The organism is Bacteroides mediterraneensis, from assembly GCF_016900355.1.
Classification (GTDB): Bacteria; Bacteroidota; Bacteroidia; order Bacteroidales; family Bacteroidaceae; genus Phocaeicola.
Window position 1 is genome coordinate 1 of the sequence record NZ_JACJKA010000025.1, and the last position, 26439, is coordinate 26439.

Genomic DNA, 26439 nt, shown 5'->3' on the forward strand with positions numbered 1-26439 from the left:
CCCTAAGATACGAAAAATTAGGGAGACGGGCAAGTCCTGACTGAGCGAAGTTTGGGCTTGCCCGATTTTTTTTGCAGACACAAAAAAGGCCATCTCAAATTATATTTCAATTTGAGACAGCCTCTTTTTTCATGCCCTTAAAAGGCCTCTTATTTGGTCAGGAATTCCCCTCCGAATGACAAAGGAAGTAAGTCTTTCGTACCGTTCACCTCGTAAATCGCTTTCTCGCCATACAGCAGGATGCGCATGGGCTGCCGGTAGCGTTGTTCCGTTTCCAGTAATACTTGGCGGCAGGCTCCACAGGGAGGAATCGGCGTGTCAAGGTAGCCGGTTTCGTTGCGGGCGGCAATGGCCAGTGTCAGCACCGCCTGGTCGGGATACTGGGAGTTGGCATAGAATAAGGTCGTGCGTTCGGCACACAGACCGGAAGGATAGGCGGCGTTTTCTTGATTCGTTCCCGTGACGATAACCCCGTTTTTCAGCAGGGCGGCGGCACCGACTGAGAATTTGGAGTAGGGGGCATAACTGCGTGAAGTGGCTTCTTTGGCCTTGTCGATCAGCTCCCGGTCTTGCGGGGTAAGTTCTTCGTATTGCAAAGAGTGGATGCAAATTTCCAGTTTAATTTCTTTCATGGCGGTTGTTTTTGTGGTTCAGTAAACAAATATAGTATAAATATCGCTTTTCTCCCTTCATTTCTGTATTTTTAAGCCTTTGCCCGTAAGGCATCTGTGTTGAATCGCTTATCTTTGTACGAAAACTGTAAAGAAGAATCGCATGAAATCATTAAGATATATCTTGGTGTTCTGCCTGGTGGGGATGGTGCTTTCTTTGGGAGCAGCCCAGCGGAGGAACAAGGCGTACGAAGATTACATCCGCCAGTATCACAAAATTGCGGTAGAAGAGATGAAGCGTTATCACATCCCGGCCAGTATTACATTGGCACAGGGACTGCTGGAATCAGGGGCCGGACGGAGCGAACTGGCTCGCAAGTCGAACAACCATTTCGGTATCAAGTGTGGACGGAGCTGGGACGGACGTACGGTGCGTGCCGATGACGATGCCCCGAACGAATGTTTCCGGGCTTACCGTCATGCCAAGGATTCTTATCGTGACCATTCCAAGTTCCTGCGTACCGGGGCACGGTATGCTTTTTTGTTCCGTTTGAAGATTACGGACTACAAGGGATGGGCCCGTGGGTTGAAAAAGGCGGGTTATGCTACCGACCCGCGTTATGCCGACCGGCTGATCAACATCATCGAACTGTATGACTTGGACCGCTACGACAGTAAGAAGGGACTGGAATGGGCCGAGGAGTTCCCCAACCCGCATCAGCCGTATCTGGCCAACGACATGGTGTACATCATCGCCCGTCGGGGAGATACATTCAAGTCGCTTTCGGATGAGCTGGGCATCAGCAAAAAGAAACTCCGCACTTACAATGAACTGCCCAAGGATTATGAATTTACAGGGGGTGAAATCGTGTATCTGGAGAAGAAACGTCGCCGGGCTACGAAGGAATACATCGTCTACGTGGTACGTCAGGGCGATTCCATGTACTCCATCTCGCAGAAGTTCGGCATTCGTTTGAAGAACTTGTACAAACTGAATAAAATGGAACCGGATGCCCCGGCTCCGAAGGTGGGCGACATTCTGCGGCTGCGCTGACCGGTTTATTCGTGGTGATAGGGGCCGTTGGTCAGAATGGTCATGGCCCGGTAAAGCTGTTCCACGAAGATAAGCCGTATCATCTGGTGTGAGAAGGTCATCTTCGATAGGGAAATCTTTTCCTGTGCAGCTTGATAGACTGCCGGAGAGAATCCGTAGGGTCCGCCGATGATAAACACCAGCCGCTTGTTCACCGTATGCATTTTCCGCTCTATCCAGTTGGCAAACTCGATGGAGCGGAATTCTTTTCCATGCTCGTCGAGAAGTACCACCACATCGCCCGGCTGAAGGGCTTTCAGGATGGCTTCGCCTTCTTTTTCTTTCTGCTGGTCCATGCTGAGGCTCTTGGTGTTCTTGAGTTCGGGAATCACTTCCATGTCGAACGAAATGTAGTGCTTGGTGCGTTCTATATAGTCGTTGATGGCTGTGATATAGTGCTTTTCGACCGTCCGGCCGACCACAAGTAGGGTAAATTTCATATCTTTTTTTCTTTGATTAAAACGGGTTGTCTTTGCAAAGATATGAATAATAATTACCTTTGCTACATGTAATATCACCTAATATTTTGAACAAAATGGACGAAAAAATTGTAAAGGATTTGATTGACCGTCTGATTGACCTCGCTTTTGCAGAGGATATAGGCGACGGGGACCATACTACATTGTCGTGTATTCCGGCGGATGCCATGGGTAAGTCGAAACTGCTGATTAAGGAAGAAGGAATCCTGGCCGGCATTGAAGTGGCCAAGGAAGTGTTCCATCGTTTCGACCCGGACATGAAGGTGACCGTATTCATGCAGGACGGTACACACGTCAAACCGGGGGATGTGCCGATGGTAGTGGAAGGCAAGGTGCAGTCTTTGCTGCAGACCGAACGCCTGATGCTGAACATCATGCAACGTATGAGCGGTATTGCGACCATGACACACAAGTATGTGGAACGCCTGAAAGGAACCAAGACACGGGTGCTCGATACGCGTAAGACGACTCCGGGCATGCGTATCCTGGAAAAAATGGCGGTAAAAATCGGTGGAGGTGTGAACCATCGTATCGGTCTGTTCGACATGATTCTGCTGAAAGACAACCATGTGGATTTCGCAGGTGGCATCGACAAGGCGATTACTCGTGCCAAGGAATACTGCAAGGAAAAAGGCAAGGACCTGAAGATTGAAATCGAGGTACGCAACTTCGACGAATTGCAACAGGTACTCGACTTGGGTGGAGTAGACCGTATCATGCTCGACAACTTCACGCCGGAGGATACCCGCAAGGCCGTGGAAATGGTGGGCGGACGTGTGGAACTGGAATCTTCCGGTGGCATTACGTTTGACACGCTGCGCGACTATGCGGAGTGTGGAGTAGACTATATTTCCGTGGGTGCGTTGACCCATTCTGTCAAAGGTTTGGATATGAGCTTCAAGGCTTGTTGAAGCTGTAGTGACAGAAAATGAGTCTGCCGCTTCTTTGAATAAAGTAACTACCAACTAAAAATAGAGGAGAATGATGAAAAAAAGTATTTTATGGAAAAGTATGCTGGTTCTGGCATTGTGTTTTGCTGGAACAGCCAATGGAATGGCACAAGACCTGAAATCAATTCTTTCGGGTGTGGTAGGTGCTGTAGCCAATAAAGTGACTGGTGAAAGTACTTCTCTGACGGGTACCTGGGCTTATTCAGGACCTGACTGTAAGTTTGAAAGCGACAATCTGCTGGCCAAAGCTGGTGGTGAAGTGGCAGCCAAGAAAGTGGAAGAAAAAATGAGCGGTGTACTGGAAAAGTTAGGATTCAAAGAGGGGGCTACTTATACTTTCAATGAAGACAGTACGTATACTTCTGTCATCGGTGGAAAAACAGTCAGCGGTACTTACAGCTATAATGCCGACACCAAGGAGTTGACGATGAAAACACGTCTGGGATTGAAGGTAAATGCTACGGTTTCCAAAGGGCTTACCGGCAATACGATGAGTCTGCTGTTCAAGGCCGACAAGCTGATGTCGTTGGCACAAACCATTACGGGTGCGGTAGCCAGCAAGTCTTCTAATTCGGCTGTCAGTACAGCCAGCTCGCTGTTAGGGCAGTATGATGGCTTACAACTGGGGGTACAGTTGACAAAGCAGTAACTCTGTTTGTAGACGAATAAGAAAAGAAGAAGCATGGATGCGGAGAGAATTTCTCTCGGAATCCATGCTTCTTTTTTGTTTTCAGATGCATCCCTTGCTGGAGGGAATCTCAAAATGATGGATGTCGCGCCGCACAGCCATTTTGATGCTGCGGGCCAGTGCTTTGAAAATACCTTCAATCTTGTGGTGCTCGTTAGTGCCTTCTGCCTTGATGTGCAGGTTCATGCGGGCCGAGTCACTCAGCGACTTGAAGAAATGAAGAAACATTTCGGTAGGCATGTCGCCGATTTTTTCGCGGGTGAAGGTCGCATCCCATACCAGCCAGGGCCGTCCGCCGAAGTCGAGAGCCACCATGCACAGGCAGTCGTCCATAGGCAGGCAGTAGCCGTAGCGTTCAATGCCTCGTTTGCTTCCGAGGGCCTGATACAGACATTCTCCCAAGGCGATGGCCGTGTCTTCGATGGTGTGGTGCTCGTCCACGTTCAGATCACCGTCCACGTGTATGTCGAGGTCGATGCCGCCATGCTTGCCAATCTGCTCCAGCATGTGGTCGAAGAAACCCAGTCCCGTGTCAATGTGGCAGGTGCCGTTGCCGTCCAGGTTGAGGCGGATACGGATGTCGGTTTCCTTGGTCTTCCGGCACACCTCTGCGATTCGTTCGCCGGCAAAGAGGAACTCCGCCACGCGGTCCCAGTCGGTGGTGGCCAGCACACAAGTGTCCTCCAGTCCGCTGCCGGCCAATATACTTTTATCCGGTTGCAGCAGGATGGCCTTGCAGCCCAGGTTCTGGGCCAGTTGCACATCCGTGGCCCGGTCGCCGATGACAAAGCTGCCCGGCAAGTCATAGTCCGGATTTTGCAGGTAAGCCGTCAGCATGCCTGTGCGGGGCTTGCGGGTAGGCGCATTGTCTTCCGGAAAGCTCCGGTCAATCAGAATATTGTCGAACTCGATGCCCTCGTTCTTGAAAGACTGGAGCATCAGGTTGTGTACGGGCCAGAAAGTCTCTTCAGGAAAAGAAGGCGTACCCAGTCCGTCCTGATTGGTTACCATGACCAGCTCAAAATCCAGTTTTTGCCGGATGAAATACAGGTTGCGGAACACCTTGGGATAAAACTCCAGCTTCTCGAAGGCATCCAACTGATAATCTACGGGCGGTTCGATGACGAGGGTTCCGTCGCGGTCGATAAATAAGACTTTCTTTTTCATGCTTCGTCCTCCTTGTAGTTTTTCAGGGCCTCCAGCAGCGCATCATTCTCCGGATGCGTACCGATGGTGATGCGCAGACAGTTGTGGCACAAGGCCACGTTGCTCCGGTTGCGGACGATGATGCCTTTGTCTACCAGGTAGTCGTAGATTTTCTTGGCATTGCTCACCCGGGTGAGGAAGAAATTCGCATCGGTGGGGTAGATGTGCTCGCAGCACGGAAGTTTCTCAAATTCAGTCATCAGGCGGGTACGTTCTTTCAACAGGGAAGCCACCCATTGCTGTACCTGATAATGCTTTTCAATCATCCGGATGGCTTCCTGCTGTGTCAGCCGGTTCACATTGTAAGGATACTTGATTTTGTTCAGCAAATCAATGATTTCCTTGGAGGCGAACGCCATGCCCAGACGGATGGCCGCACAGCCCCAGGCCTTTGAGAAGGTCTGCAGGATAATCAGGTTCGGGAACTCGTCGAGCTGTTGCAAGAACGACGGCTGGTCGGAGAAATCCGCATACGCCTCGTCCACGATGACCAGCCCTTCGAACTGCCGGAGCAGGGTCAGAATCTCTTCCCGGCACAAGTTGTTGCCCGTCGGGTTGTTGGGCGAGCAGAGGAAAATCAGTTTGGTATGCTCATCGGCAGCCGCCAGTAGGTCGGCAGCCTTGAACTGGAAATTCGCATCGAGCTGCACCTTGCGGTACTCCACGTCGTTGACATCAGCACAGACCTGATACATGCCGTAGGTCGGCTCGATGGCCACTACGTTGTCAATGTCCGGACGGCAGAACGCCCGGAAAGGAAGGTCGATGGCTTCGTCGCTGCCGTTGCCCAGGAAGATATGCTCGGGCGATACCTTCTTGATACGCCCGATCAGTCCCTTCAGTTCCCGTTGCAGCGGGTCCGGGTACCGGTTGTTGGGAGTGTTGTAAGGATTCTCGTTGGCATCCAGAAACACCGATGCCTCTTTTCCGCTATATTCGTCGCGTGCCGAAGAGTAAGGCTTCAAGGCCCAGATGTTCGGCCGCGTAAGTTCTTTCAATGGTTTCATGATTCTTTCTTTAAACGTACGGAGATTGCATTTTTGTGGCCGTCCAGCTGCTCGTTGGCCGCCATCACCTCAATGGCCGGGCCAATCATGGCGATGCCTTCGGGCGTGATTTCCTGAAATGTGATTTTGCGGATGAAGCTGTCCAGACTTACCCCGCTGTACGCTTTGGCATAGCCGTTGGTCGGCAGCGTGTGGTTGGTGCCCGAAGCATAGTCGCCCGCACTTTCCGGCGAATAATATCCTAAGAATACAGAGCCTGCATTGACAATCCGTTCGCTGACTTCCAGGTAGTCCTTGGTTTCGATAATCAGGTGCTCCGGTGCATATTCGTTGACCATGGCCACTGCCTCGTCCATGTCTTTTACCAGAATCAGTTTGCTGGCTGCGAGGGAGCGGCTGGCGATTTCCTTACGCGGCAACACGTCCAACTGGCGTTCTACCTCTTGCATGGTCGCTTTTAGTAAGGTTTCGCTCGTGGTAATCAGGAGGGCCTGACTGTCTACGCCGTGTTCCGCCTGGGAAAGCAGGTCGGCTGCCACGAAGGTCGGGTTGGCGGTTTCATCGGCCAGTACCGCTACTTCCGACGGACCTGCCGGCATGTCGATGGCCACGTCGCGCAGGGAAACCTGCTGCTTGGCCGCCGTGACATACTGATTGCCCGGACCGAATATCTTGTATACTTTCGGAATACTTTCCGTGCCGTAGGCCATAGCTCCGATGGCCTGTACGCCCCCTGCCTTGAAGATACGGCTGATACCCGCCAGTTTGGCGGCATACAGGATGGCCGGATGAATCTTTCCTTCTTTATTGGGTGGGGTACAGAGAATGATTTCCTTGCAGCCCGCAATCTGTGCCGGAGTGGCCAGCATCAGCACGGTCGAGAAGAGGGGAGCCGTTCCGCCGGGAATGTACAGTCCCACCTTCTCAATGGGGACCGCCTTCTGCCAGCAAGTGACGCCCGGCAGGGTGGTAATCTTTTTCCCTTGGAACACCTGTGCCGCGTGGAAGGTGTGGATGTTCTTGTAGGCCAGTGTGATGGCCGCTTTCAGTTCGATGCTGACCTTCTTGTCGGATTCGGCGATTTCCGTTTCGCTTACTTGCAAGGAGTCCAGCCGTACCTTGTCGAATTTCTCTTCATACTCCCGCACGGCCTTGTCGCCTTCAAACTTGATGCGGTTCAATATTTCGAGTACCGTCTCCCGCAGCGATTCTGTCTGGAGAGTAGGCCGTTTCAGCAAGTCGGCCCATGTACTTTTCTCAGGATAAGTAATGATGTTCATAGTAGCATTTGGTGTGAAATGATTCAACGGTTAAAGTATCATTTTCTCGATGGGAAGCACCAGGATACCCTGTGCCCCGATGGCCTTCAGTTTGCCGATGATTTCCCAGAAACGTTTCTGGTCGATGACGGTGTGGATGCTGCTCCATCCCTCCGTGGCCAGCGGCATGATGGTGGGACTCTTGATGCCCGGCAGTACCTCCACGATGTCATTTACCTTGTCAGTAGGCACGTTCATCAGCACATACTTCTTGTCTTCGGCTGTCTTCACGGCATCGATGCGGAACAACAGCTCCTGAAGGATTTCCTTCTTTTCTGCCGACAGGTTCTTGTTGCCGATAAGCAAGGCCTCACTCTTCATCACCACTTCCACTTCTTTCAGATTGTTGCTGATGAGGGTCGAGCCCGAGCTGACGATGTCGAAGATGGCATCTGCCAATCCGATGGCCGGAGATATTTCCACCGAGCCTGTGATGACATGGATGTCCGCCTCAATCTGCTGCTCGTCCAGGAAGTTCTTCAGAATGTGCGGGTAGGAGGTGGCAATCTTCTTGTGGTTGAACCACTGCAGCCCGTTGTATTCGGTTTCTTTATGGATGGCCAGCGAGAGACGGCATTTACTGAATCCCAGCCGGTGAACGATTTCAGCTTCTTCGGCACGTTCCACGAACTCGTTTTCTCCTACGATACCCAGGTCGGCCACGCCGTTGGCCACGCACTGCGGAATGTCGTCATCGCGCAGGAAGAGCACCTCCACGGGGAAGTTGGTAGATTGTGTCAGCAAAGTACGTTTGGAAGTAGACAGCTTGATGTCGGCTTCTGTGAATAGGGCCATTGTGTCTTCAAACAAACGCCCTTTGGATTGTACGGCAATTCTTAACATGTTCTTTTTCGGTTAAAAGTGTCCAAATAAAAAAGGCTTACCGAGGATGATTCCTAACGGCAAGCCTTTTTGTTATCTTATCTCTTCTCTGTAACTACACGCCTTCTCAGCCTACCGTGTGAACCGTTAGGAAATGATGATGGCGATGATGTACAGTGTTTAAAATCATATTTTCTTTCTTTTGTTGCGACAAAATTATAAGATAAGATTTGAAAAAGCAAATATTTATCAGAAAAAAGTCGGTTTTGCTGTCAGTTTTATAAATTCTCCACCTCTTTTTCCGTATAGCAGCCCTTGAAGCACATTTCCTTTTCCGCTTTTTCCTTCGAGAAGAGGTAATACGTACACACGGCTTTGGTGCAAAGCTGGTCGTGCTCGTCGAAGATAGCCGCTTCGATGAACGCGAAGTTCCGTTTTACTTCTTTCAGCCGGGCCCGGAGCGTGAGATGCGAGTCGGTGGTATGTACCGGCTTCAGGTAGTGCGTTTCCATGCGGGAAGTCACCCCCGAGGTCTGCATCTTGCGGGCGATGACCCAGGCACAGATTTCGTCGAGCATTGTGGCCTGTATGCCCCCGTGCAGGGTGTTCACCCAGCCCTGGAAGCGGGTCTCCGGTTTCCACAGGCACACAATCTCTTCTCCGTCTTCGTAAAACTCCATTTTCAGTCCGTCCTCGTTGTGGGGAGCACATCCGAAACAGAAGTATCCTTCTATTCCTTCCCAGGGATTGATAATCTTTTCCATGTGCGTCGAGGTTGGAAGGTTAGAGGGTATAGTCCACGCAGGCCCGGTTTTCCTTGGCCTCTTTCAGAATACCCGCTGCAGCCACGTGGGCCGGATGGATAGAATAGGCTTTTACGTCGTCGAGGGTGTCGAAACTGCTGTCCAGGCAGATGTCCCATGTCTCTGCCGGGTTTTCGTTCAGTCCCACATGGATGTCGCGGATAAAAGAAATGGTAGCCGGAAGGGCTTCAATAGCATCCTTGAAACGGTACATGATGTCGGTTTTCTCTGCCGGAGCAAGAGATTCTTTCAGTTTGAATAGAACAATGTGTTTGACCATGTTTGTTTGTTTTTATGATTTTACTATTTTTGTGTATTGCAAATATAGAAATTAATTATTGAAACAAGTTATGATTATTATTGGAATTGCAGGAGGAACAGGCTCCGGGAAAACAACTGTGGTGCGACGGATTGTAGAAAGTCTGTCGGAAAACGAAGTGGCAGTGCTTCCGCTCGACTCTTATTATAAGGATAGCAGCCATGTGCCGGTGGAAGAACGGCAGAACATCAACTTCGACCATCCCTCTGCCTTCGACTGGGACTTGCTCTCGAAGCATGTGGATATGCTGCGCCGGGGGGAAGCCATCGAACAGCCCGTGTATTCCTACCTGACTTGTACCCGCCAGAAAGAGACTATTCATGTGGAGCCGCGCAAGGTGGTCATCATCGAGGGAATTCTTGCCTTGAGCGACCGGCGTCTCTGCAAGCAGATGGACCTGCGCATCTTTGTGGATGCCGACCCTGACGAACGTCTGATTCGCGTCATCCAGCGGGATGTGATTGAACGTGGCCGTACGGCGGAGGCCGTGATGGACCGTTATGTGCGGGTGCTGAAACCCATGTACCTGGAGTTCATCGAGCCGGCCAAGCGGATTGCCGACCTGATTATCCCGCAGGGAGGACATAACGAAAAAGCCATTGAGATTTTGAAAATGTATATCGAAAAAATTGTCGACCGATGAAAACCTGGATCGGATGTCTGGTAGGGGCGATGGTGCTGCTGCTCTTTTCCTGTCAGTCGGAGAAGAAGGCGGAGGAAGTGGCCGTTGACTTGCCGCAGATACTGGAGAAGAAAGAGCTGGTGGTACTCACGGTCAACAGTTCCGTGTCGTACTTTAATTATCGCGGCGAGCCCATGGGATTCCAGTACGAACTGGCCCAGCAGTTTGCCAAGTCGCTCGGCGTGACCCTGAAGGTGAAGGTGGTGAAAGACGAAGAAGGGCTGGTGGACAGTCTGCTCAGTGGGGCAGGCGACCTGGTGGCCTATAACCTCATCATGACCAACGCCCTGAAAGACAGTCTGATTTATTGCGGGGAGGAAGACATCACCCGCCAGGTCATCGTGCAACGGCGCGGAAAGGAAGCCCTGAAGGACGTGACGGAACTGGTGGGGAAGAAGGTCTATGTCAATTCCGGAAAATACCGCACCCGGCTGGAGAACCTGAACCGGGAGTTAGGAGGTGGCATCGACATCTGTGAGGTCTCCTCCGACAGTGTCTCGTCGGAAGACCTGATTACGTGGGTGGCGGAGGGCCGTATCGACTATACGGTGGCCACCGACGAAATCGCCAAAATCAACCGAACTTATTATCCGGTGCTGGACATCAAGCTGGCCATCAGCTTTGACCAGCGTTCATCGTGGGCCGTGCGCAAGACCTCGCCCCAGCTGGCCGCCGCGGCTGATAAGTGGCACCGTGAGAACATCAATTCACCGGAGTTCCGAGCCAGTGCCCGCCGTTATTTCGAACTGGCCAAGCGTCCTTCGCACGGGTCCATCCTTTCCGTAAAAGATGGCAAGATTTCCCATTACGATGCACTGTTTCGACGCTATTCCAAGGAAATCGGGTGGGACTGGCGACTGCTGGCCTCCTTGGCCTATACGGAATCGAACTTCAATCCGAATGTCATCTCTTGGGCCGGTGCCAGGGGGTTGATGCAGCTGATGCCTGCTACGGCTCGTGCCATGGGGGTGCCGCCCGGTAAGGAGCAGGACCCGGAAGAGAGCATCAAGGCCGCGGTGAGATACATCGCTCAAATGCAGCGCACGTTCAGCAAAGTAACCGACAAGGAGGAGCAGGAAAAGTTCATCCTGGCCGCCTACAACTGCGGAATAGGCCATGTGACCGATGCTATGGCCCTGGCCGAGAAGTATGGGCGCAACCGTTACCTGTGGGAACACCACGTGGCCCATTATATGCTGCTTAAGAGCAACAAGGAATACTATCAGGACCCTGTCTGCAAGAATGGTTATCTCCGCGGCAGTGATACTTATGAGTTCGTGCGGGAGATTCTGGCGCGGACGGAGCTTTACAAACGGAAAATCAAGAAATAGGAGGCTCTGCGTGAAAGTATTATATGGCTTGAGCGTTTTCTGCTTTTGAGTCTTTGGGGGGTATGCTGAATCCAATCGGTTTTTTCCCTTCGTTTTCTTGTATTTTATCAATGGTTATTTCCAGCATGGCATCTACCGTTGATTTCAGGTCCGTGAAATATGTATAGAATAGAGTCAGCAACATATCTTTGTTGGTGAAATAGAAATGGGTATCTACCGTTACCTGATCATTGAAACACTTCACAACGGCATGTCTGATTTCGTCTGTATTTACTTTGTCTGCAATGAAAGTCTTTTGTGAGAGATTCAGTTTCTGATAATCTTCGTCTGCAAGTTGGAAATCAATGTAGCAGCAGGGGTATTCCTCGTTCAATCTGAACTCAACGGAATATTTGTAGTCTTCATAAGTGAATTGGATGTTTCCTTCTACTATTTCATTTTGAATACCTTCATCCGTGAGATACGAAACAATGGTTGTACGGATTTTTTTAATGTTGTGTTTGAATTGGAATTTTTTCCAAACAGATAAGATGGCTTTATTCATAGTGCATTTATTTAAATGTTCTTTTTGTAAATATCGTATTTATGGAAGAATATGTAGAAGCTTGTTTTAGATAAAATGAAGAGGAAAGGTGAATCGTATCAAATAAGCTGTTTTTGGTACGATTCTTCCTTTCCATTTTCATAGTGATAGAGTGAACGATGCGTTCATAATTCTTCTGATAGAATCTATCTCCTGGTGGATAGGCTTATCCGGCAGAAATGATTTTTCCTAAGATTTTGAGAATGAGGTTGACCTTTTTGACTTTTTTGGTCTCTTGATCTTGTTCGTCAATATTTTGTTGAGTGGTATATTGGAGGTTTGAAAATTCATGGAGTGACATTTTTTTATATCTTTTAATGGCATTCCAACGGTCGAAGAACCCAATCGATACAGGAATACCTATCAAGACACCGAGTGTTCTTAGAATGTAGGACCACCAGGCAGAGGTTGTCAGGACTTCCCGTGTTCCCTTCTGTGTACCGAAAAGCCAATATTCATATTCTTCCGTTTCGTACATGGGATAACAGACCGATAGCAGATAGCCTCCTACAAAGAGCAAGATGGCGAATATCAGCCATCCCCGGTAAATGGCACAGGCATGCCGGTGCTTTTCCAACAATTCTTTTTGAGACAAATTGACAATTTGTTCCTGCTTGTGTCTGATGTATGTGGTGGATATGACTAATACAACAATAATGAGAATTAATAATGTGAACATTGTTTTTTAATTATAAGTGGATGATTTTTTCTATTTCTTTGGCCCGTTCGTCCGAAATGTGAAGTTGTGCTTTCAGCTTGTCCAGCAACCGTCGTTCACTGGCTGTGATTTCATTCCCTTCTTCCAAACATAGTTTATATTCCTCCCAGTATTCCTTTTCGTCTTCAGTGAGTGAAGGCTTTAAACTATTCTCCAGTTCTTGTGCACGCGTGTCGGAAATACCTAAATGTTTGCGCAGCCTTTCCAATAATCTTCGTTCTCCGGGAGAAATTTCTTTATTTTCCGTTAGGCACATCTGTAGCTCATTCAGGTATTCTTCTTCTTCGTGGGTGTAGGAGGTAGCAGGTGAGGCCTGTGAGGCAGGCTGTCCCAGTTCATTGAGTGAAGCAAAGTGTACGTGGATGGCCAGTACGGCATTTTCCTGCACTTCGAACTTTTCTTCTAATTTCTTGTTCCATTGTCCGTTGACGGTCAGTAACAAGTTCTTGAACTCACCTTCTATGGAGCTTAATTCCGACCCTTCCAGTACCCGGCTTTTTCGAGTCTCAATTCTTTCTTCGTGTTGTTGCAGACTGCCTTGCAGGCGCTGTTCGTATAAGCGTTGCCAGGACGGTTCATTAGGATACCATACCAAGTTTTCGGGTAAATGTGGCTTTGCTGTAGGCAGAAATGTTTGGTGGAGGTTGATTGACTGGCTGATTTCATCAATCAAATGTTGGTTTTGATTGCGATTGGCTTTACCGGAAGCAGAAGCCACTCTATAATTGACTTCTCCTGTAACCTGTTGCTCCGAGTTGGTATTTCGGTCACTGGAAGAAGTGTTCAAACACTCGATGTGGATTTCTTTTGCTCCCAAACATTGCACTAGTTGGCAGAATTCGCGTACTTTATCTTCTATCAGCTCCAGTTCGTAATTTTCGAACGGTAGGTATTTTTGTTTGATGTATGGATGTCCTACATATAACTGATAGGCCACAGGATGTCCGATGGGGAAGTCAATACCTGATTGAGCCAGTTCTTTAATCTGGATGACACTTAAATAGTTCTGCCGTAAATCCGTATAGTCATTGACGGGTAATAATACCTTTCTTTGGTTGTACGGTTGTTCCAGATAGGAGGATACATATTGGGAATCATAGCTTTTGAAGTCTGTCACTGCACTCTTTTTGATGAATACATCAGTGGTAGGGTATTGTAAGTCGTCTGCGGCTCCTTGGCTTACATATAAAGCCAGTTTTCGGGCCTCTGTGCAGTTTCCCTGTTTCTCATACACATTATATTTCATTGTTTGTAGCAGATATTCTATGGGACTGCCAGGTTCACAATGTTTCAGTCCTTCCTCACATAGGGTGAGGGCTTTTTCATATTCCTCTCGTAGGAAATATTCTTTTGCGGCCGCAGTATAAAATATTTCCAGTCCATCTTGGTCTTTGCACGACAAGGCGAACTGCAAAGCTTCGTCTGCTTTGCCTTCCTGTATGAGTTGGTCGTAGTGGTTGGCCGCCGTGTCAAACGGATCGGCTTCCGGTTCTACGCATTGTGCCATTTGGGTAAATAATCTGGCGAGAGAACTGCCAATACGGCGTGCTTTCTCATTGTCCTCATTTTTCATGAAATAAGAGATGTGTATCGGACAATAATCTGTTTCATCTCCGTATCCCCAGAAATATAAAACCAGGTCCTTGTATTCTACCCGTTGTATTGCACTCCAAGGGAGGATTATCTTTTCGGTAGGCTTGTCATTATCAGGAATGCAGCAGATGCCCTCGTCGGTCAGTACCAGTCCTTGGTCTCTTGAATTCCAAAAAGAAGTGTCTCTGATGAATAGGATTTTTTCATTGTAGCCGATGCCGAAATTCAGTCGCATATTGCTTTTTATATCTTCTGGTATCGGGGATATGCAACAATCGCTTTGGTTCAGTTCATTACCCCACAAGTATTTGCTGTTTTTGAAGAGGTTGATGATTGATGTGCCTGAGGAAACTTTTGTGCCGCAGTTGGGACAAACCTTAGCTCCTTGATTGAGTTCTTTACCACACTTTTTACAAAACATAGTTGTACCTTTTAGTTATAATTTTTGTCCGCATGATTCACAGAAGTTGCTGCCTGCTTCGTTGATATGTCCACATTGGGGGCAAACAATATCCGTATCGGTTGTATCGGATAAGCGGGGAGTCGAACTTGTATTTATAGGGGGATTGAAGCTGATGTAGCTGTCTGGACGACTGGTTTTAATTCTGCAATTGTATTTTCTATTGAAATCCTCTTCTCCATTCACCAAATAGAAGATTCCTTCAATGAGGGCAATGATGCTGGGAATATAGGTCCAGCAAAAGAGAAGGTAAATAATGCCTATCCATTTTCCTAAATAGAATTTGTGTGCTCCCAGTCCTCCTAAAAAGAAGGCTAACGCAGCAGCTATATATCGATTTTTCATGTTTGTAGAATTTAGTGGTTGAAAAAAGGATGGAGAATTTAGAAATTAAATTCTCCATTGGGGTGATTTTAGCCTATTTTTTGAACATCTAAGTCATTCATGTTCAACGCACCGGCTCTTTTGATGTCTACTCCGTAAATACGATAGAAAGCATCGACTACGATTTGCCCTCCATTGGTCGTGACGGGATTACTGAATGAATTACTTGGAATTTCTACATACATTCCCGGTTCAAGACGGATACCATTGGTGTTTTTCATCCTTTTTACGGTAATTCTAAATAACGGCATAGCTATTCTCCTTATACGCCTATAAGTCCTCAGAATTCAGCATTAGATTTGACATAATAAAGGCGTGAGGACTTGTCTGCTATTCACCGAAAAACAGGCATCGCCAAACGCCTCACTCAAGATGAACAAGAAACAGTACTCCCACGCCGTTTTGGTATGTAGATACAGCATTGGCTGTACACACATATACAAACAGATGAGCGTCATGTCCTTTTTATCCCTTGAGTGGTTGAAATTGGCGATTTCGTTTTTCAGGATAAGCGGAAAAAACGCTTTCACTCTGTCAGGCCATTTCTCCAGTCTGACATTGCAAATATACATTTTTAACCCGAACATGACGCTCTTGTGGAGGAGTTTTTTTACCTTTACTTATTCTTTACTGCAAAAATAAGGTTGTCTTTTATATGGGACCAAGAATTGGTGTACACTTTTTGGACCTGCCAATAAAAAGTACCAGAAACCATGAAAAATGATACTGCGATGAGTGAAAAACTGGAAATACTGCAATGTCTGATTGAAAATCGGATGTTTGCTTCTTCTTCCTCGGCGTTGGCTCAGGAGTTGGGATACAAGGGTAAGATGACCTTTTATAGAATAATGAAAGGAGAAATCTCCGAAAAAACGGTCGAGGAGGTATGGGAACGATTAAAGACGGTTTATTACTTGGAGGACGATGATCTTTATGCTATAACTCGAATTTGCTATGCGGCAAAGGAATTTTATGAGGCGGTTCTCCCAGAAATGAATATCCGGCATCCGGAGTGGGTAGAGAATGTGATAATGTCTTTAGTGGAAGACACGTATGATTATCACTCGGAGGCTTTTAAGAAAGAGGTGGTGCCGGTATTGAAAGAGTGGAAGCAGGAGGAACCGAATTTGTTCTGGGGAATGGCTGTCTTGTTTTATATCCGTGCAAAGAAAATCGAACCCTATCAGAAGGAGGCTTGTACAATCAGACGGCGCTTACTTCATGAGCTGGATGAGATTTTGTATGCATTGTATCCAGAGAATCTGCAGGCTCATCAGGCCGCACAAAACGTGATGGAGACTCCTCATTCTTCCTTTTCTGTCTGGCGCTTGTTGTTCGATGCCATTCTGTTGTTCCGATATTATACGGAAACAGATTTTATCCGAAAAGTGGCTAAGAGTGCAGTATTGTTCGACTGGCCTGCCCGTAGTTACTGGATTGCGCCAGGGGCAAATTATCAGGAGGGAGAGACTGTCTGGTTGCTGGTGGAGAATGATTTTCAGACCGATGCATATGGATTATATGTTGTGCTTCGGTTGACAGTGGGGAAAACGATTGACGCTTTTCATGTGGATGAGGTCTGTCTTTTCCAGTTTTTAACGGCCGATAATGAGTCCGATGGCTCCATTCTGTCTGTTGCTCGGATGAGCAATGGGCAGAAAGATTCTTGTTACTACGTTTATCGTTATGAAGAAGAGAAAAGAATGTTGTATTTCTCTGTCGTGCCGGAATATGGTAATAAGTACGGACTGCCTGAGGTTTTGCAGCGGGTTGACCTGCAGTCTCCAGACGGAAAAGATGAAAAGGTGTGGAGTCGGATTATGGGAAAGTTCGACCAAGAAGGAAATGGCAGAAAGATTTATCAGAAAGCTTTGGAGGATTGGTTGGGGATTGTTGATCTGTCGGCCAAATATAGTATAAAAAATGTGATACTTGACCGCACTTTTTTCTCCTTGGTTTTGGAGAGTGCAGGAGCTACACATACGTATCGGTTATCGGTTTCACGGTATGCGTTCTTATCTGGCATCCATCCCTCGTCTCGTATTATGATTACCAAACATCGGGAAGATGAGGCCATTTATGTGGAATGGCCTTTGCTGGGCTATGCTGTTCGGTTAGCAGAATTTACACAAGTGGATTGAAGATTGTGGAAGGAAATGTTATATGTGCTGAGATCTTCGATTTTTTTATGTATGCTAGCCCTTCATCGTTTTTCCGCCGATTTCTTTTATATAACTTTTTTTTCTTATAAATTTGCAGCCTAAATTTGGGAGGGTTCTCCCTGATAAACTAGATAATAGATAAAAAATCACATAATTATTATGAGTAAGAAGTTTACTGAATATTCGCAGCTCAACTTGTCGGAAATCAACAAGGAGGTGCTGAAAACATGGGATGAGAACGATGTGTTCTCTAAAAGTATGACAGAACGTGAGGGATGTCCTTCTTTCGTATTTTACGAAGGTCCCCCTTCAGCCAACGGTATGCCGGGCATTCACCACGTGATGGCGCGTACGATTAAGGATACATTCTGCCGTTTCAAGACCATGAAGGGCTTCCAGGTAAAGCGTAAAGCCGGATGGGACACACACGGACTGCCGGTGGAACTGGGAGTGGAAAAGGCACTGGGCATCACCAAGGAGGATATCGGTAAAACGATTTCGGTGGCAGACTACAACAAGCACTGCCGCACGGATGTCATGAAGTTCACGAAAGAATGGACCGACCTTACACATAAGATGGGTTACTGGGTAGACCTGGACAACCCGTATATCACTTACGACAATCGCTACATTGAAACCTTGTGGTGGCTATTGCAGCAGCTTTACAAGAAAGGCCTGCTCTACAAGGGATACACTATCCAGCCGTATTCTCCGGCTGCTGGTACGGGATTGAGCTCGCACGAGCTGAACCAGCCGGGATGCTACCGCGACGTGAAGGACCTGACTGTGGTGGCTCAGTTCAAGATGAAGAACCCGAAACCGGAAATGGCGGAGTGGGGTACACCGTACTTCATCGCATGGACGACTACTCCGTGGACTTTGCCTTCAAATACTGCCCTCTGCGTGGGCCCGAAGATTGACTACGTGGCCGTCCAGACCTACAATTCATACAATGGAGAGAAGATGACAGTGGTTCTGGCCAAACCGTTGCTGTATGCACACTTCAACAAGAAGGCAGAAGGCTTGGCACTGGAAGACTACAAGCCGGGCGACAAGCTGGTTCCGTTCAAGGTGGTAGGTGAGTACAAGGGTACCGACCTCGTGGGTATGGAATACGAACAGCTTATCCCGTGGGTGAAACCGGTGGAAGCTGCCGAGGACGGTACGTGGAAAGAGGCTGCTGACAAAGCGTTCCGCGTGATTCCGGGTGACTATGTGACCACGGAAGACGGTACGGGTATCGTACACATCGCGCCGACATTCGGTGCCGACGATGCCAACGTGGCACGTGCGGCCGGCATTCCTTCTTTGTTCATGATCAACAAAAAGGGTGAAACTCGTCCGATGGTCGACCTGACCGGTAAGTTCTATCTGATGGAGGAACTGGATGAGGCGTTCGTGAAGGAATGTGTGGATGTAGAGAAATACAAGGAATACGAAGGTCGCTGGGTGAAGAATGCCTACGATCCGCAGTTCACTGTCGATGGCAAATACGACGAGAAAGCCGCTCAGGCAGCCGAATCACTCGACGTGTATATCTGCATGATGCTGAAACAGCAGGGACTGGCGTTCAAGACTGAAAAGCATGTACACAACTATCCGCACTGCTGGCGTACCGACAAACCGGTGTTGTATTATCCGCTGGACAGCTGGTTCATCCGTTCTACGGCTTGCAAGGAACGTATGATGGAACTGAACAAGACCATCAACTGGAAACCGGAATCTACGGGTTCAGGCCGTTTTGGAAAATGGTTGGAAAACCTGAATGACTGGAACCTGAGTCGTTCACGCTACTGGGGTACACCGTTGCCTATCTGGAGAAGCGAGGAAGGCGAAGAAATTTGCATCGGTTCAGTAGAAGAATTGTATAATGAAATTGAAAAATCAGTGGCTGCCGGCTTCATGACGGAAAATCCGTACAAGAAACTGGGATTCCAGCCGGGTGTATATAATAAGGAGAACTACGATAAGATTGACTTGCATCGTCCGTATGTAGACGATATCATCTTGGTATCCGCTTCGGGCAAACCGATGAAACGTGAGTCGGATTTGATTGACGTATGGTTCGATTCTGGTTCTATGCCGTATGCACAGCTGCACTATCCGTTTGAAAACAAGGAACTGATAGACTCTCGCAGCTACTATCCGGCAGACTTCATTGCAGAAGGGGTGGACCAGACACGTGGATGGTTCTTTACGCTGCATGCCATCGCCACGATGGTGTTCGACAGTGTGGCTTACAAGAACGTTATCTCCAATGGTCTGGTGCTTGACAAGAACGGCAACAAGATGTCGAAGCGTCTGGGCAATGCCGTTGACCCGTTCGGTGCCATTGAGAAGTTCGGTTCCGACCCATTGCGTTGGTACATGATTACCAACTCTTCTCCGTGGGACAACCTGAAGTTTGATACGGAAGGGGTGGATGAAGTACGCCGCAAGTTCTTCGGTACCTTGTACAACACGTATTCATTCTTCGCCTTGTATGCCAACGTGGACGGCTTTACCTACGCAGAAAAAGACGTGCCGATGAACGAGCGTCCAGAAATCGACCGCTGGATTCTGTCGTTGCTGAACACGCTGATCAAGAACGTGGATGCTTGCTTCACGGATTACGAACCGACCAAGGCTGGACGTCTGATCACCGACTTCGTAAACGATAACTTGAGTAACTGGTACGTGCGTCTGAACCGTAAACGTTTCTGGGGCAGTGCTATGTCGACCGATAAGCTCTCTGCTTACCAGACACTCTATACTTGCCTGGAGACCGTGGCCAAACTGATGGCACCGATTGCTCCGTTCTATGCCGACCGTCTGTATATGGACTTGATTGGCGTGACCGGACGTGATCAGGTGGTTTCCGTACATCTTGCCAAGTTCCCGGTAGCCGATGAAAGTCTGATCAATCTGGAACTGGAAGCTCGCATGCAGATGGCACAGGATGTCACTTCCATGGTGTTGGCTTTGCGTCGTAAGGTGAACATCAAGGTACGTCAGCCGCTGCAGTGCATCATGATTCCGGTAGTAGATGAAGCCCAGAAACAGCACATTGAAGCTGTGAAAGACCTGATCATGAGCGAAGTGAACGTAAAGGAACTTAAGTTCGTGGACGGTGCAGCAGGTGTACTGGTGAAGAAAGTGAAATGTGATTTCAAGAAGCTGGGTCCGAAATTCGGAAAGCAGATGAAGGCCGTAGCTGCGGCTGTGGCAGGCATGTCGCAGGAAGCCATCGCTGAATTGGAGAAAAACGGAAGCTACACCTTCCAGCTGGAAGGCGGAGAAGCCGTGGTGGAAGCTGCCGATGTGGAAATCTTCAGCGAAGATATCCCGGGCTGGTTGGTAGCCAATGAAGGCAAGCTGACCGTCGCACTCGAAGTGACACTGACCGACGAGCTGAAGCGTGAAGGTATTGCCCGTGAACTGGTGAACCGTATTCAGAATATCCGTAAGAGCAGCGGTTTCGAGATTACCGACAAGATTGCCATCGTGCTGTCAAAAAATCCGAATACCGATGACGCGATAAATGAATATAATAATTATATTTGCAACCAAGTGCTGGCTAACTCATTGGTACTGGCTGATGAGGTGGCCGACGGCACGGAAATCAGTTTCGATGACTTTTCGTTGTATATTCATGTAACGAAACTGTAATATGAACCCATCCACCCGGCCTTGTCGGGTGGATACTATTTATTAACTTAAAACTTTAAGCACTATGGCTGAAAAAACGAGGTATTCTGACGCTGAACTGGAAGAGTTCCGCGCCATTATCATGGAGAAACTTCAGCTCGCGGAACGCGACTATGAGAAACTGAAAAGCAGTATAATGAATGCGGATGGCAACGATACAGACGATACGTCTCCTACATACAAAGTCTTGGAAGAAGGAGCCAACACGTTGTCGAAGGAGGAAACCACCCGCTTGGCTGCCCGTCAGTTGAAGTTCATTCAGAACTTGCGTGCGGCATTGGTACGTATTGAAAACAAAACATACGGAATTTGCCGTGAAACAGGTAAGCTGATTCCTGCTGAACGTCTTCGTGCAGTTCCTCATGCTACATTGAGCATTGAGGCTAAACAGCATGGAAAACATTAGTATTTAACTTGAAGTTGGGAATTGAAAATTGAGAAACGGTACGGTCTGAAGTGCCTCATTTTCGGTTTTCAGTTCTCAATTTTTTTGAACTGATTTGTATTGAATTTTGAAGAAAATGAAGAAATTTCTCACTCAGGGTCGTTTGGTAACGCTTGTGGTGGCAGGGGTGTTGATTATTGACCAGGTCATCAAGATTTTGGTAAAGACAAACATGTATCTGCATGAGAATATTCATGTGACCGATTGGTTTTATATCTATTTCACCGAGAACAATGGTATGGCTTTCGGTCTTGAGATTTTCGCCAAACTGTTCCTGACTTTGTTCCGTATTGTGGCAGCCGTGTTGATTACGGTGTATCTTACCAAGCTGGTGAAACGGAGCCAGAACAAGGTAAAGAACGGTTATCTGGTATGTCTTTCTTTGATTTTAGCCGGAGCGGTAGGAAATATCATCGATTGCGTGTTCTACGGTGAGATTTTCAGTGAGAGCTCGCATTGGCAGATTGCTTCATGGGTACCGCTTGGAGAGGGATATTCCAGCTGGTTGCATGGGAAGGTCGTCGATATGTTCTATTTCCCGATTATCGATACTTATTGGCCTGATTGGATGCCGCTGGTGGGAGGTGACCATTTTATTTTCTTCAGTCCGATTTTTAACTTTGCCGATGCTGCCATCAGCTGTGGCATCATCGCGCTGCTTATCTTCTATTCACGTTACCTCAATTCAGGGGCACATACGGAGGCTACTCCTACTTCCAAAGAATCCAAGAAATGAAACAGATTGCAGTTATAGGAGTTTCGGCATTGATGCTGTGCGGCTTGTTCGGGTGCGGAAAGAAGGTACCTAAGGATATCATCCAGCCCCAGGCCATGGAGGATTTGCTTTATGATTATCATCTGGCCACTACGCTAAGTGCTGATTTACCCTACAATGAAAACTACAAGAAGGAGGCTTATCTGGCTTATGTCTTCAAGAAGCATCATGTCACAGAGGCGGAATTCGATTCTTCTATGGTGTGGTATTCCCGCCATAGCGATGAGATGACGACCATCTATGAGAACTTGCAGAAGCGGATGGAAACCACTGCGGAGCAATTGAAGAAACAATCTGTTCGTCATACGGGTGAATTTGCCATGTCGGTGGCAGGTGATACGGTTGATTTGTGGCAGGATCGTACTGTGTACTGGCTTACACCTTTTGGCTTGACAAACAAATTGGCTTTTGAAATGAAGGCCGATACCTCTTTCCATGAGAAGGACAGATTGGTGTGGGAGGCCAACTTTACTTTCATGCCGAAGGGAACACCCTCGGGTAAGCTTGTGATGGGATTGAACCTGACGTTCGATAATGACAGTACACAGGGTATGACGCGGGTGATCAGCATGTCGGGAATGCAGCGTTTGGTCATTATGCCCGATTCAGCTTTCAAGTATAAACATGTAACCGGGTTCATGTATTATACCGGAGGAGAAAAATCTTCGGTACTGGTAAGCAACATCCAGTTACGACGTTATCATGTGCCTGAACGTAATCTGCCGGTAGTGACCGACTCATTGGCTGTGCAACCCGCCGATACACTTCCAAAGGATTCTCTTCGACGGGTAAAACGTCCGGAACTCATGAAACGCTGATGACAATGAAATATTACGCATCTCATTATCTCTGGCATGCGGGGCAGAACCAACTGTTCCGCATGCAGCGTATAGGACTTGATGCTTCCAGCCATGTGTTTCTTTCGATGGAATCACTTGAAGAGGAGGTCCGTCAGACACAGTGGTTGAACGGACTGATTATTTTGGCTCCCTGTCGGACAGAGAGAAGGAAAGGAGAGTCGTTTCTTGATTTCTGTCAGCGGGTGTCCCAATCAGTAGCGGGTAGAGAAGAATTGTATGCTTTTCACGTATCCGATTTCGACTTGCGGAAAATGGAATTCACCTCAAGAAGCCGGTTGCAGCGTTTATGACATCCGGCGGCGGAACTCTGCACATACAATGGCTGTAGCGACCGCTACATTGAGTGATTCGCTGGTTTCTTGTCCCTGTGGGTAGTTCGGTATCAGCAGTTTCTTTGAAACCATCGCTTCAATTTCCTTGCATACCCCATTCCCCTCATTGCCCATGACAATCACTCCTTTAGGCGATAACTCTTGCGAGTAGATATTGGTCCCGTCCAGGAATGTACCAAATACGGGAATCTTTCTTTCGGCTTGCAAACGGATGAACGCTTTCAAATCACAATAGTGTAGTTTGACGCGAGCCAGTGCTCCCATGGTGGCCTGCACTGTTTTGGGGTTAAAGGCATCGGCTGTACCGGGTGAGCAGAAAATGTCTTCTATGCCGAACCAGTCGGCAATGCGGATAATGGTACCCAGGTTGCCGGGGTCCTGCACATCGTCGAGGGCCAGACAGAGGGAACGGGCTGGAAGAGTATCGTCGTAGGAGTACGACGGAAGCTCGAATACGGCCAGCACTTCCTGCGGCGTTTTCAGCAGACTGGCACGAGCCAGTTCTTCTGCCGTCACTTCAATGGTTTCCTGAGCCAGTAGGAGAGGGTGTTGTTCCAGCCAGGCAGTGGTGGCAATCAGGAGGCGGCAGGAGAAATGTCCTAAGAGGTCGCTTACCAGTTTGTTGCCTTCGGCCAGAAAAGAATTCTCGGCTTTCCGGTACTTTTTCATTTCCAGTGACCGGATGTATTTGATTCTGTTTTTGCTCAGCATATTTGTGACGGGAATTTTTAATTATATTTTAAGAACAAAGCTAAGAAGATATTTTTAATTATTGCCTATCTTTGCATGTAATTTTGCATATATCCGCTTGTTTGTATGAAGATATCCCCCCGTTTTTATATAGGTCTGTGTGCGATGCTGCTTTTCCTGAGCGGATGTTCGGTCAGTAAGTTCATACCGGAGGGTCATTATCTGTTGGATAATGTGAAGGTAGAATCGGACAACAAAGAAATCAAATCTTCCCAAATGACGGCCTATCTTCGTCAGACCCCGAATGCCAAGTGGTTTAGTCTGGTAAAACTGCCGATGTACATTTACGGAGCTGCCGGCAAGGACTCCACCAAGTGGATGAACCGTTTTCTTTATCGGATAGGAGATGCCCCTCGTATTTATGATCCGGATCTGGCGGAGGAAACACGTTTGCAGATTGAGCAGGCTGTACGTAACATGGGTTATATGAGCGGGCAGGTGAGCATGCATACCCAGGTGAAGGGGAAAAAAATCAAGGTTTATTATCAGATTCATTCCGGTGATCCTTACCTGATTTCACGGGTGGCCTATGATATTGCCGATTATCAGATTCACGATTATCTGATGGCTGATTCAGCCCGTTCCTATCTGAAGGAAGGAGCGCGTCTGGATATCAACCAGCTGGATCAGGAACGTGACCGTATCACGCAGTTCTTGCAGAACCGTGGATATTATCGTTTCAATAAAGATTTCATCACGTATCAGGTGGACACCATGCGCAATTCGCGTAATGTGGACCTGATCATGCAACTGCATCCTTACCGTCGAAAGAAAGAGGATCCGCCTTCTCCGCACCGTCAGTATTACCTCCGGGATGTGGGTTTCGTGTTCGATGTAGATTTTTCCGATCTTGCTTCCGAGAGTCTGAAGGGCATTGACTCTCTTCGTTCGGGAGGACTGAATTTTTATTTCAAAGATAAACTGTTTTTGCGCCCTCAGGTTATCAACGATAACAACCATTTGAGACCTGGAAGGATATATCGTGTACGCGATGTGCAGAATACGTACTCGGCACTCGGGCGACTGAATATATTGAAATATTCTAATATTCGTTTCCGGGAGGACCTGCGGGCTGATTCGGCTTACCTGGATGCGTATGTCATGTTGACCCGCAACAAGAACAAATCGCTTTCGTTTGAGATTGAAGGTACCAACTCCGCAGGCGATTTGGGGGCGGCGGCATCTGTGGCTTATACTCATCGAAATCTGTTCAAGGGGTCTGAAACCTTCACGATTAAAGTGCGTGGAGCGTATGAGGCTGTAACAGGTCTGGAAGGATATGCCAACAGCAACTACATGGAATATGGAGTGGAGAGCAGCCTGAGTTTCCCGGAGTTTATGTTTCCCTTCCTTTCGGCTGATTTTCGTCGTAGGAGCCGTGCCACATCGGAGGTGAGTGTGAAATACAACTGGCAGATTCGTCCGGAGTTTGAACGCACGGTGGCTTCTGCGGGTTGGAGTTATCATTGGAGCAAGCGCCGGGCTACCCATCGTTTCGATGTGTTCGACCTGAACTACATTTATATGCCGTATCGGTCGGAAACTTTCCGTGAATACCTGAATTTGATGGACGAAAAGAACCCTTTGCTGCGCTATAGTTATGAGGACTTGTTTATCGTGCGTATGGGATATACGTATACTTATAACAGTTCGGGGGCGATGTCACAGAAAACGGCACAGCGTAATTCCTATTCTATCCGTTTCAATATTGAGGAATCGGGTAACCTGTTGTATCTCTTTTCGAAAGCCATTAATGGAAAGCCGAAAAATGGAGAGAGTTTTCAGATGGCCAATATCGGTTTTGCCCAGTATGTGAAGGCGGACTTTGACTATGCCAAGAATTTTATGATTGACGACCGTAATGCCTTGGTGTTTCACGTGGGAGTGGGGGTGGCCGTACCTTATGGAAACTCCAAGAGTCTTCCGTTTGAAAAACTGTATTTCTCCGGGGGAGCCAACAGTGTGCGTGGATGGAGTGTCCGTTCGTTGGGGCCGGGAGGCTACCGGGGCGATAGCAACAGTTTGGATTATGTGAACCATACGGGCGACATCAAGCTCGACCTGAACCTGGAGTATCGTACGCATCTGTTCTGGAAATTGAATGGAGCGGCGTTCATCGATGCCGGAAATGTGTGGTCCATCCGCAACCGGGAATTGCAGCCTGAAGGACTGTTCAAGTTCAACCGCTTTTACAAACAGCTGGCCGTGGCTTACGGACTGGGACTGCGTTTCGACCTGGATTTCCTGATTATCCGTTTCGATGGAGGTATGAAGGCCATCAATCCGATGTACACCGGGCGCGACCACTATCCAATTATCTCTCCCAATTTTAAACGCGACTTCGCGTTCCATTTTGCAGTAGGTTATCCGTTTTAATCCT

At 48.0% G+C, this 26439-nt stretch carries 26 protein-coding genes; 12 read left to right on the forward strand and 14 right to left on the reverse strand.

The annotated features are described in order from the left end of the window. Nucleotides 1-149: 149 nt before the first annotated feature. Nucleotides 150-632 (reverse strand): cytidine deaminase, encoded by a 483-nt coding sequence (cdd, locus tag H6A28_RS12130; RefSeq protein ID WP_204480593.1) that lies wholly within the window; start codon nucleotides 630-632, stop codon nucleotides 150-152. Nucleotides 633-774: 142 nt separating this feature from the next. On the opposite strand from cdd, the gene H6A28_RS12135 reads away from it, so the two are divergent. Further along, nucleotides 775-1665, forward strand: coding sequence for a glucosaminidase domain-containing protein (locus H6A28_RS12135; RefSeq protein WP_204476022.1), 891 nt, complete (start codon nucleotides 775-777; stop codon nucleotides 1663-1665). A 5-nt stretch (nucleotides 1666-1670) separates the two neighbouring features. Here H6A28_RS12135 and rlmH read toward each other — a convergent pair whose 3' ends face one another. Beyond that, nucleotides 1671-2144, reverse strand: coding sequence for a 23S rRNA (pseudouridine(1915)-N(3))-methyltransferase RlmH (gene rlmH, locus H6A28_RS12140; RefSeq protein ID WP_204480595.1), 474 nt, complete (start codon nucleotides 2142-2144; stop codon nucleotides 1671-1673). A 95-nt stretch (nucleotides 2145-2239) separates the two neighbouring features. Between rlmH and nadC the strand changes: the two genes are divergently transcribed. Both nadC and H6A28_RS12150 read left to right on the forward strand, forming a co-directional pair. Then, nucleotides 2240-3094, forward strand: coding sequence for a carboxylating nicotinate-nucleotide diphosphorylase (gene nadC, locus H6A28_RS12145; protein WP_204476020.1), 855 nt, complete (start codon nucleotides 2240-2242; stop codon nucleotides 3092-3094). Between the two features lie 73 nt (nucleotides 3095-3167). Next, on the forward strand, nucleotides 3168-3782 hold the full coding sequence (locus H6A28_RS12150) for a DUF4923 family protein (RefSeq protein ID WP_430622434.1): 615 nt from the start codon (nucleotides 3168-3170) through the stop codon (nucleotides 3780-3782). Nucleotides 3783-3863: 81 nt separating this feature from the next. Here H6A28_RS12150 and hisB read toward each other — a convergent pair whose 3' ends face one another. The 6 genes from hisB to H6A28_RS12180 form a co-directional block, all read right to left on the reverse strand. After that, complete coding sequence (gene hisB / locus H6A28_RS12155; protein ID WP_204476018.1) at nucleotides 3864-4988, reverse strand: bifunctional histidinol-phosphatase/imidazoleglycerol-phosphate dehydratase HisB; 1125 nt, start codon at nucleotides 4986-4988, stop codon at nucleotides 3864-3866. Beyond that, nucleotides 4985-6034, reverse strand: coding sequence for a histidinol-phosphate transaminase (gene hisC, locus H6A28_RS12160; protein ID WP_204480597.1), 1050 nt, complete (start codon nucleotides 6032-6034; stop codon nucleotides 4985-4987). The genes hisB and hisC overlap by 4 nt, the downstream gene beginning before the upstream one ends. After that, nucleotides 6031-7314 carry a histidinol dehydrogenase gene (gene hisD, locus H6A28_RS12165; protein ID WP_204480598.1) on the reverse strand — a complete coding sequence of 428 codons (1284 nt, stop codon included), beginning with the start codon at nucleotides 7312-7314 and terminating at the stop codon, nucleotides 6031-6033. Before hisD ends, hisC begins: the two co-directional genes overlap by 4 nt. Before the next feature lie 30 nt (nucleotides 7315-7344). Continuing rightward, complete coding sequence (gene hisG, locus H6A28_RS12170) at nucleotides 7345-8196, reverse strand: ATP phosphoribosyltransferase (RefSeq protein WP_204476015.1); 852 nt, start codon at nucleotides 8194-8196, stop codon at nucleotides 7345-7347. A 257-nt stretch (nucleotides 8197-8453) separates the two neighbouring features. Next, nucleotides 8454-8939, reverse strand: a complete 486-nt coding sequence (locus tag H6A28_RS12175; RefSeq protein WP_204480600.1) for a PaaI family thioesterase — start codon at nucleotides 8937-8939, stop codon at nucleotides 8454-8456. Between the two features lie 19 nt (nucleotides 8940-8958). Continuing rightward, nucleotides 8959-9258 (reverse strand): Dabb family protein, encoded by a 300-nt coding sequence (locus tag H6A28_RS12180; RefSeq protein WP_204480602.1) that lies wholly within the window; start codon nucleotides 9256-9258, stop codon nucleotides 8959-8961. A 70-nt stretch (nucleotides 9259-9328) separates the two neighbouring features. Between H6A28_RS12180 and udk the strand changes: the two genes are divergently transcribed. Further along, the gene (gene udk / locus H6A28_RS12185; protein ID WP_204480604.1) at nucleotides 9329-9940 is read left to right on the forward strand and encodes a uridine kinase; all 612 of its coding nucleotides are present in this window, start codon (nucleotides 9329-9331) and stop codon (nucleotides 9938-9940) included. Further along, nucleotides 9937-11310: a transglycosylase SLT domain-containing protein gene (locus H6A28_RS12190; protein WP_204480605.1), complete on the forward strand. Its 1374-nt coding sequence runs from the start codon at nucleotides 9937-9939 to the stop codon at nucleotides 11308-11310. Before udk ends, H6A28_RS12190 begins: the two co-directional genes overlap by 4 nt. Before the next feature lie 19 nt (nucleotides 11311-11329). Here the strand turns inward: H6A28_RS12190 and H6A28_RS12195 are convergent, their stop codons facing one another. From H6A28_RS12195 to H6A28_RS12215, 5 genes are all read right to left on the reverse strand, one after another. After that, nucleotides 11330-11854, reverse strand: coding sequence for a hypothetical protein (locus H6A28_RS12195; RefSeq protein WP_204480607.1), 525 nt, complete (start codon nucleotides 11852-11854; stop codon nucleotides 11330-11332). A gap of 205 nt (nucleotides 11855-12059) precedes the next feature. After that, nucleotides 12060-12572 (reverse strand): hypothetical protein, encoded by a 513-nt coding sequence (locus H6A28_RS12200; RefSeq protein WP_204476010.1) that lies wholly within the window; start codon nucleotides 12570-12572, stop codon nucleotides 12060-12062. A 10-nt stretch (nucleotides 12573-12582) separates the two neighbouring features. Further along, complete coding sequence (locus H6A28_RS12205; RefSeq protein ID WP_204476009.1) at nucleotides 12583-14625, reverse strand: zinc ribbon domain-containing protein; 2043 nt, start codon at nucleotides 14623-14625, stop codon at nucleotides 12583-12585. Between the two features lie 15 nt (nucleotides 14626-14640). Then, a complete protein-coding gene (locus H6A28_RS12210; RefSeq protein WP_204480609.1) occupies nucleotides 14641-15009 on the reverse strand; it encodes an NINE protein in 369 nt (122 codons plus the stop codon). A gap of 68 nt (nucleotides 15010-15077) precedes the next feature. Then, nucleotides 15078-15299 (reverse strand): DUF6140 family protein, encoded by a 222-nt coding sequence (locus tag H6A28_RS12215; protein ID WP_204476007.1) that lies wholly within the window; start codon nucleotides 15297-15299, stop codon nucleotides 15078-15080. A 462-nt stretch (nucleotides 15300-15761) separates the two neighbouring features. Between H6A28_RS12215 and H6A28_RS12220 the strand changes: the two genes are divergently transcribed. The 6 genes from H6A28_RS12220 to H6A28_RS12245 all read left to right on the forward strand — a co-directional run bounded on the left by H6A28_RS12220 (nucleotide 15762) and on the right by H6A28_RS12245 (nucleotide 23267). Next, the gene (locus tag H6A28_RS12220; RefSeq protein WP_204480611.1) at nucleotides 15762-17189 is read left to right on the forward strand and encodes a hypothetical protein; all 1428 of its coding nucleotides are present in this window, start codon (nucleotides 15762-15764) and stop codon (nucleotides 17187-17189) included. Between the two features lie 180 nt (nucleotides 17190-17369). Beyond that, entirely contained in the window at nucleotides 17370-20858 is a 3489-nt protein-coding gene (gene ileS / locus H6A28_RS12225; protein WP_204480613.1) for an isoleucine--tRNA ligase, read from the forward strand. 64 nt (nucleotides 20859-20922) lie between these two features. Next, complete coding sequence (locus H6A28_RS12230; protein WP_204476004.1) at nucleotides 20923-21303, forward strand: TraR/DksA family transcriptional regulator; 381 nt, start codon at nucleotides 20923-20925, stop codon at nucleotides 21301-21303. 115 nt (nucleotides 21304-21418) lie between these two features. Continuing rightward, a complete protein-coding gene (locus tag H6A28_RS12235) occupies nucleotides 21419-22078 on the forward strand; it encodes a lipoprotein signal peptidase (protein ID WP_204480614.1) in 660 nt (219 codons plus the stop codon). Continuing rightward, nucleotides 22075-22935: a DUF4296 domain-containing protein gene (locus H6A28_RS12240; protein WP_204476002.1), complete on the forward strand. Its 861-nt coding sequence runs from the start codon at nucleotides 22075-22077 to the stop codon at nucleotides 22933-22935. Before H6A28_RS12235 ends, H6A28_RS12240 begins: the two co-directional genes overlap by 4 nt. 5 nt (nucleotides 22936-22940) lie before the next feature. Continuing rightward, nucleotides 22941-23267 carry a hypothetical protein gene (locus tag H6A28_RS12245; protein ID WP_204476001.1) on the forward strand — a complete coding sequence of 109 codons (327 nt, stop codon included), beginning with the start codon at nucleotides 22941-22943 and terminating at the stop codon, nucleotides 23265-23267. Here H6A28_RS12245 and H6A28_RS12250 read toward each other — a convergent pair. Then, the gene (locus H6A28_RS12250) at nucleotides 23262-24020 is read right to left on the reverse strand and encodes a TrmH family RNA methyltransferase (RefSeq protein ID WP_204480616.1); all 759 of its coding nucleotides are present in this window, start codon (nucleotides 24018-24020) and stop codon (nucleotides 23262-23264) included. The genes H6A28_RS12245 and H6A28_RS12250 overlap by 6 nt on opposite strands. 105 nt (nucleotides 24021-24125) lie before the next feature. Here H6A28_RS12250 and H6A28_RS12255 point away from each other — a divergent pair, with 105 nt between their 5' ends. Continuing rightward, nucleotides 24126-26435 carry a BamA/TamA family outer membrane protein gene (locus H6A28_RS12255; RefSeq protein ID WP_204476378.1) on the forward strand — a complete coding sequence of 770 codons (2310 nt, stop codon included), beginning with the start codon at nucleotides 24126-24128 and terminating at the stop codon, nucleotides 26433-26435. Nucleotides 26436-26439: the final 4 nt, after the last annotated feature.

Coding starts and splice junctions, on each gene's coding strand:
- cdd (WP_204480593.1), bottom strand. CDS start 632: ATGAAAGAAATTAAACTGGAAATTTGCATCCACTCTTTGCAATACGAA.
- H6A28_RS12135 (WP_204476022.1), top strand. CDS start 775: ATGAAATCATTAAGATATATCTTGGTGTTCTGCCTGGTGGGGATGGTG.
- rlmH (WP_204480595.1), bottom strand. CDS start 2,144: ATGAAATTTACCCTACTTGTGGTCGGCCGGACGGTCGAAAAGCACTAT.
- nadC (WP_204476020.1), top strand. CDS start 2,240: ATGGACGAAAAAATTGTAAAGGATTTGATTGACCGTCTGATTGACCTC.
- H6A28_RS12150 (WP_430622434.1), top strand. CDS start 3,168: ATGAAAAAAAGTATTTTATGGAAAAGTATGCTGGTTCTGGCATTGTGT.
- hisB (WP_204476018.1), bottom strand. CDS start 4,988: ATGAAAAAGAAAGTCTTATTTATCGACCGCGACGGAACCCTCGTCATC.
- hisC (WP_204480597.1), bottom strand. CDS start 6,034: ATGAAACCATTGAAAGAACTTACGCGGCCGAACATCTGGGCCTTGAAG.
- hisD (WP_204480598.1), bottom strand. CDS start 7,314: ATGAACATCATTACTTATCCTGAGAAAAGTACATGGGCCGACTTGCTG.
- hisG (WP_204476015.1), bottom strand. CDS start 8,196: ATGTTAAGAATTGCCGTACAATCCAAAGGGCGTTTGTTTGAAGACACA.
- H6A28_RS12175 (WP_204480600.1), bottom strand. CDS start 8,939: ATGGAAAAGATTATCAATCCCTGGGAAGGAATAGAAGGATACTTCTGT.
- H6A28_RS12180 (WP_204480602.1), bottom strand. CDS start 9,258: ATGGTCAAACACATTGTTCTATTCAAACTGAAAGAATCTCTTGCTCCG.
- udk (WP_204480604.1), top strand. CDS start 9,329: ATGATTATTATTGGAATTGCAGGAGGAACAGGCTCCGGGAAAACAACT.
- H6A28_RS12190 (WP_204480605.1), top strand. CDS start 9,937: ATGAAAACCTGGATCGGATGTCTGGTAGGGGCGATGGTGCTGCTGCTC.
- H6A28_RS12195 (WP_204480607.1), bottom strand. CDS start 11,854: ATGAATAAAGCCATCTTATCTGTTTGGAAAAAATTCCAATTCAAACAC.
- H6A28_RS12200 (WP_204476010.1), bottom strand. CDS start 12,572: ATGTTCACATTATTAATTCTCATTATTGTTGTATTAGTCATATCCACC.
- H6A28_RS12205 (WP_204476009.1), bottom strand. CDS start 14,625: ATGTTTTGTAAAAAGTGTGGTAAAGAACTCAATCAAGGAGCTAAGGTT.
- H6A28_RS12210 (WP_204480609.1), bottom strand. CDS start 15,009: ATGAAAAATCGATATATAGCTGCTGCGTTAGCCTTCTTTTTAGGAGGA.
- H6A28_RS12215 (WP_204476007.1), bottom strand. CDS start 15,299: ATGCCGTTATTTAGAATTACCGTAAAAAGGATGAAAAACACCAATGGT.
- H6A28_RS12220 (WP_204480611.1), top strand. CDS start 15,762: ATGAAAAATGATACTGCGATGAGTGAAAAACTGGAAATACTGCAATGT.
- ileS (WP_204480613.1), top strand. CDS start 17,370: ATGAGTAAGAAGTTTACTGAATATTCGCAGCTCAACTTGTCGGAAATC.
- H6A28_RS12230 (WP_204476004.1), top strand. CDS start 20,923: ATGGCTGAAAAAACGAGGTATTCTGACGCTGAACTGGAAGAGTTCCGC.
- H6A28_RS12235 (WP_204480614.1), top strand. CDS start 21,419: ATGAAGAAATTTCTCACTCAGGGTCGTTTGGTAACGCTTGTGGTGGCA.
- H6A28_RS12240 (WP_204476002.1), top strand. CDS start 22,075: ATGAAACAGATTGCAGTTATAGGAGTTTCGGCATTGATGCTGTGCGGC.
- H6A28_RS12245 (WP_204476001.1), top strand. CDS start 22,941: ATGAAATATTACGCATCTCATTATCTCTGGCATGCGGGGCAGAACCAA.
- H6A28_RS12250 (WP_204480616.1), bottom strand. CDS start 24,020: ATGCTGAGCAAAAACAGAATCAAATACATCCGGTCACTGGAAATGAAA.
- H6A28_RS12255 (WP_204476378.1), top strand. CDS start 24,126: ATGAAGATATCCCCCCGTTTTTATATAGGTCTGTGTGCGATGCTGCTT.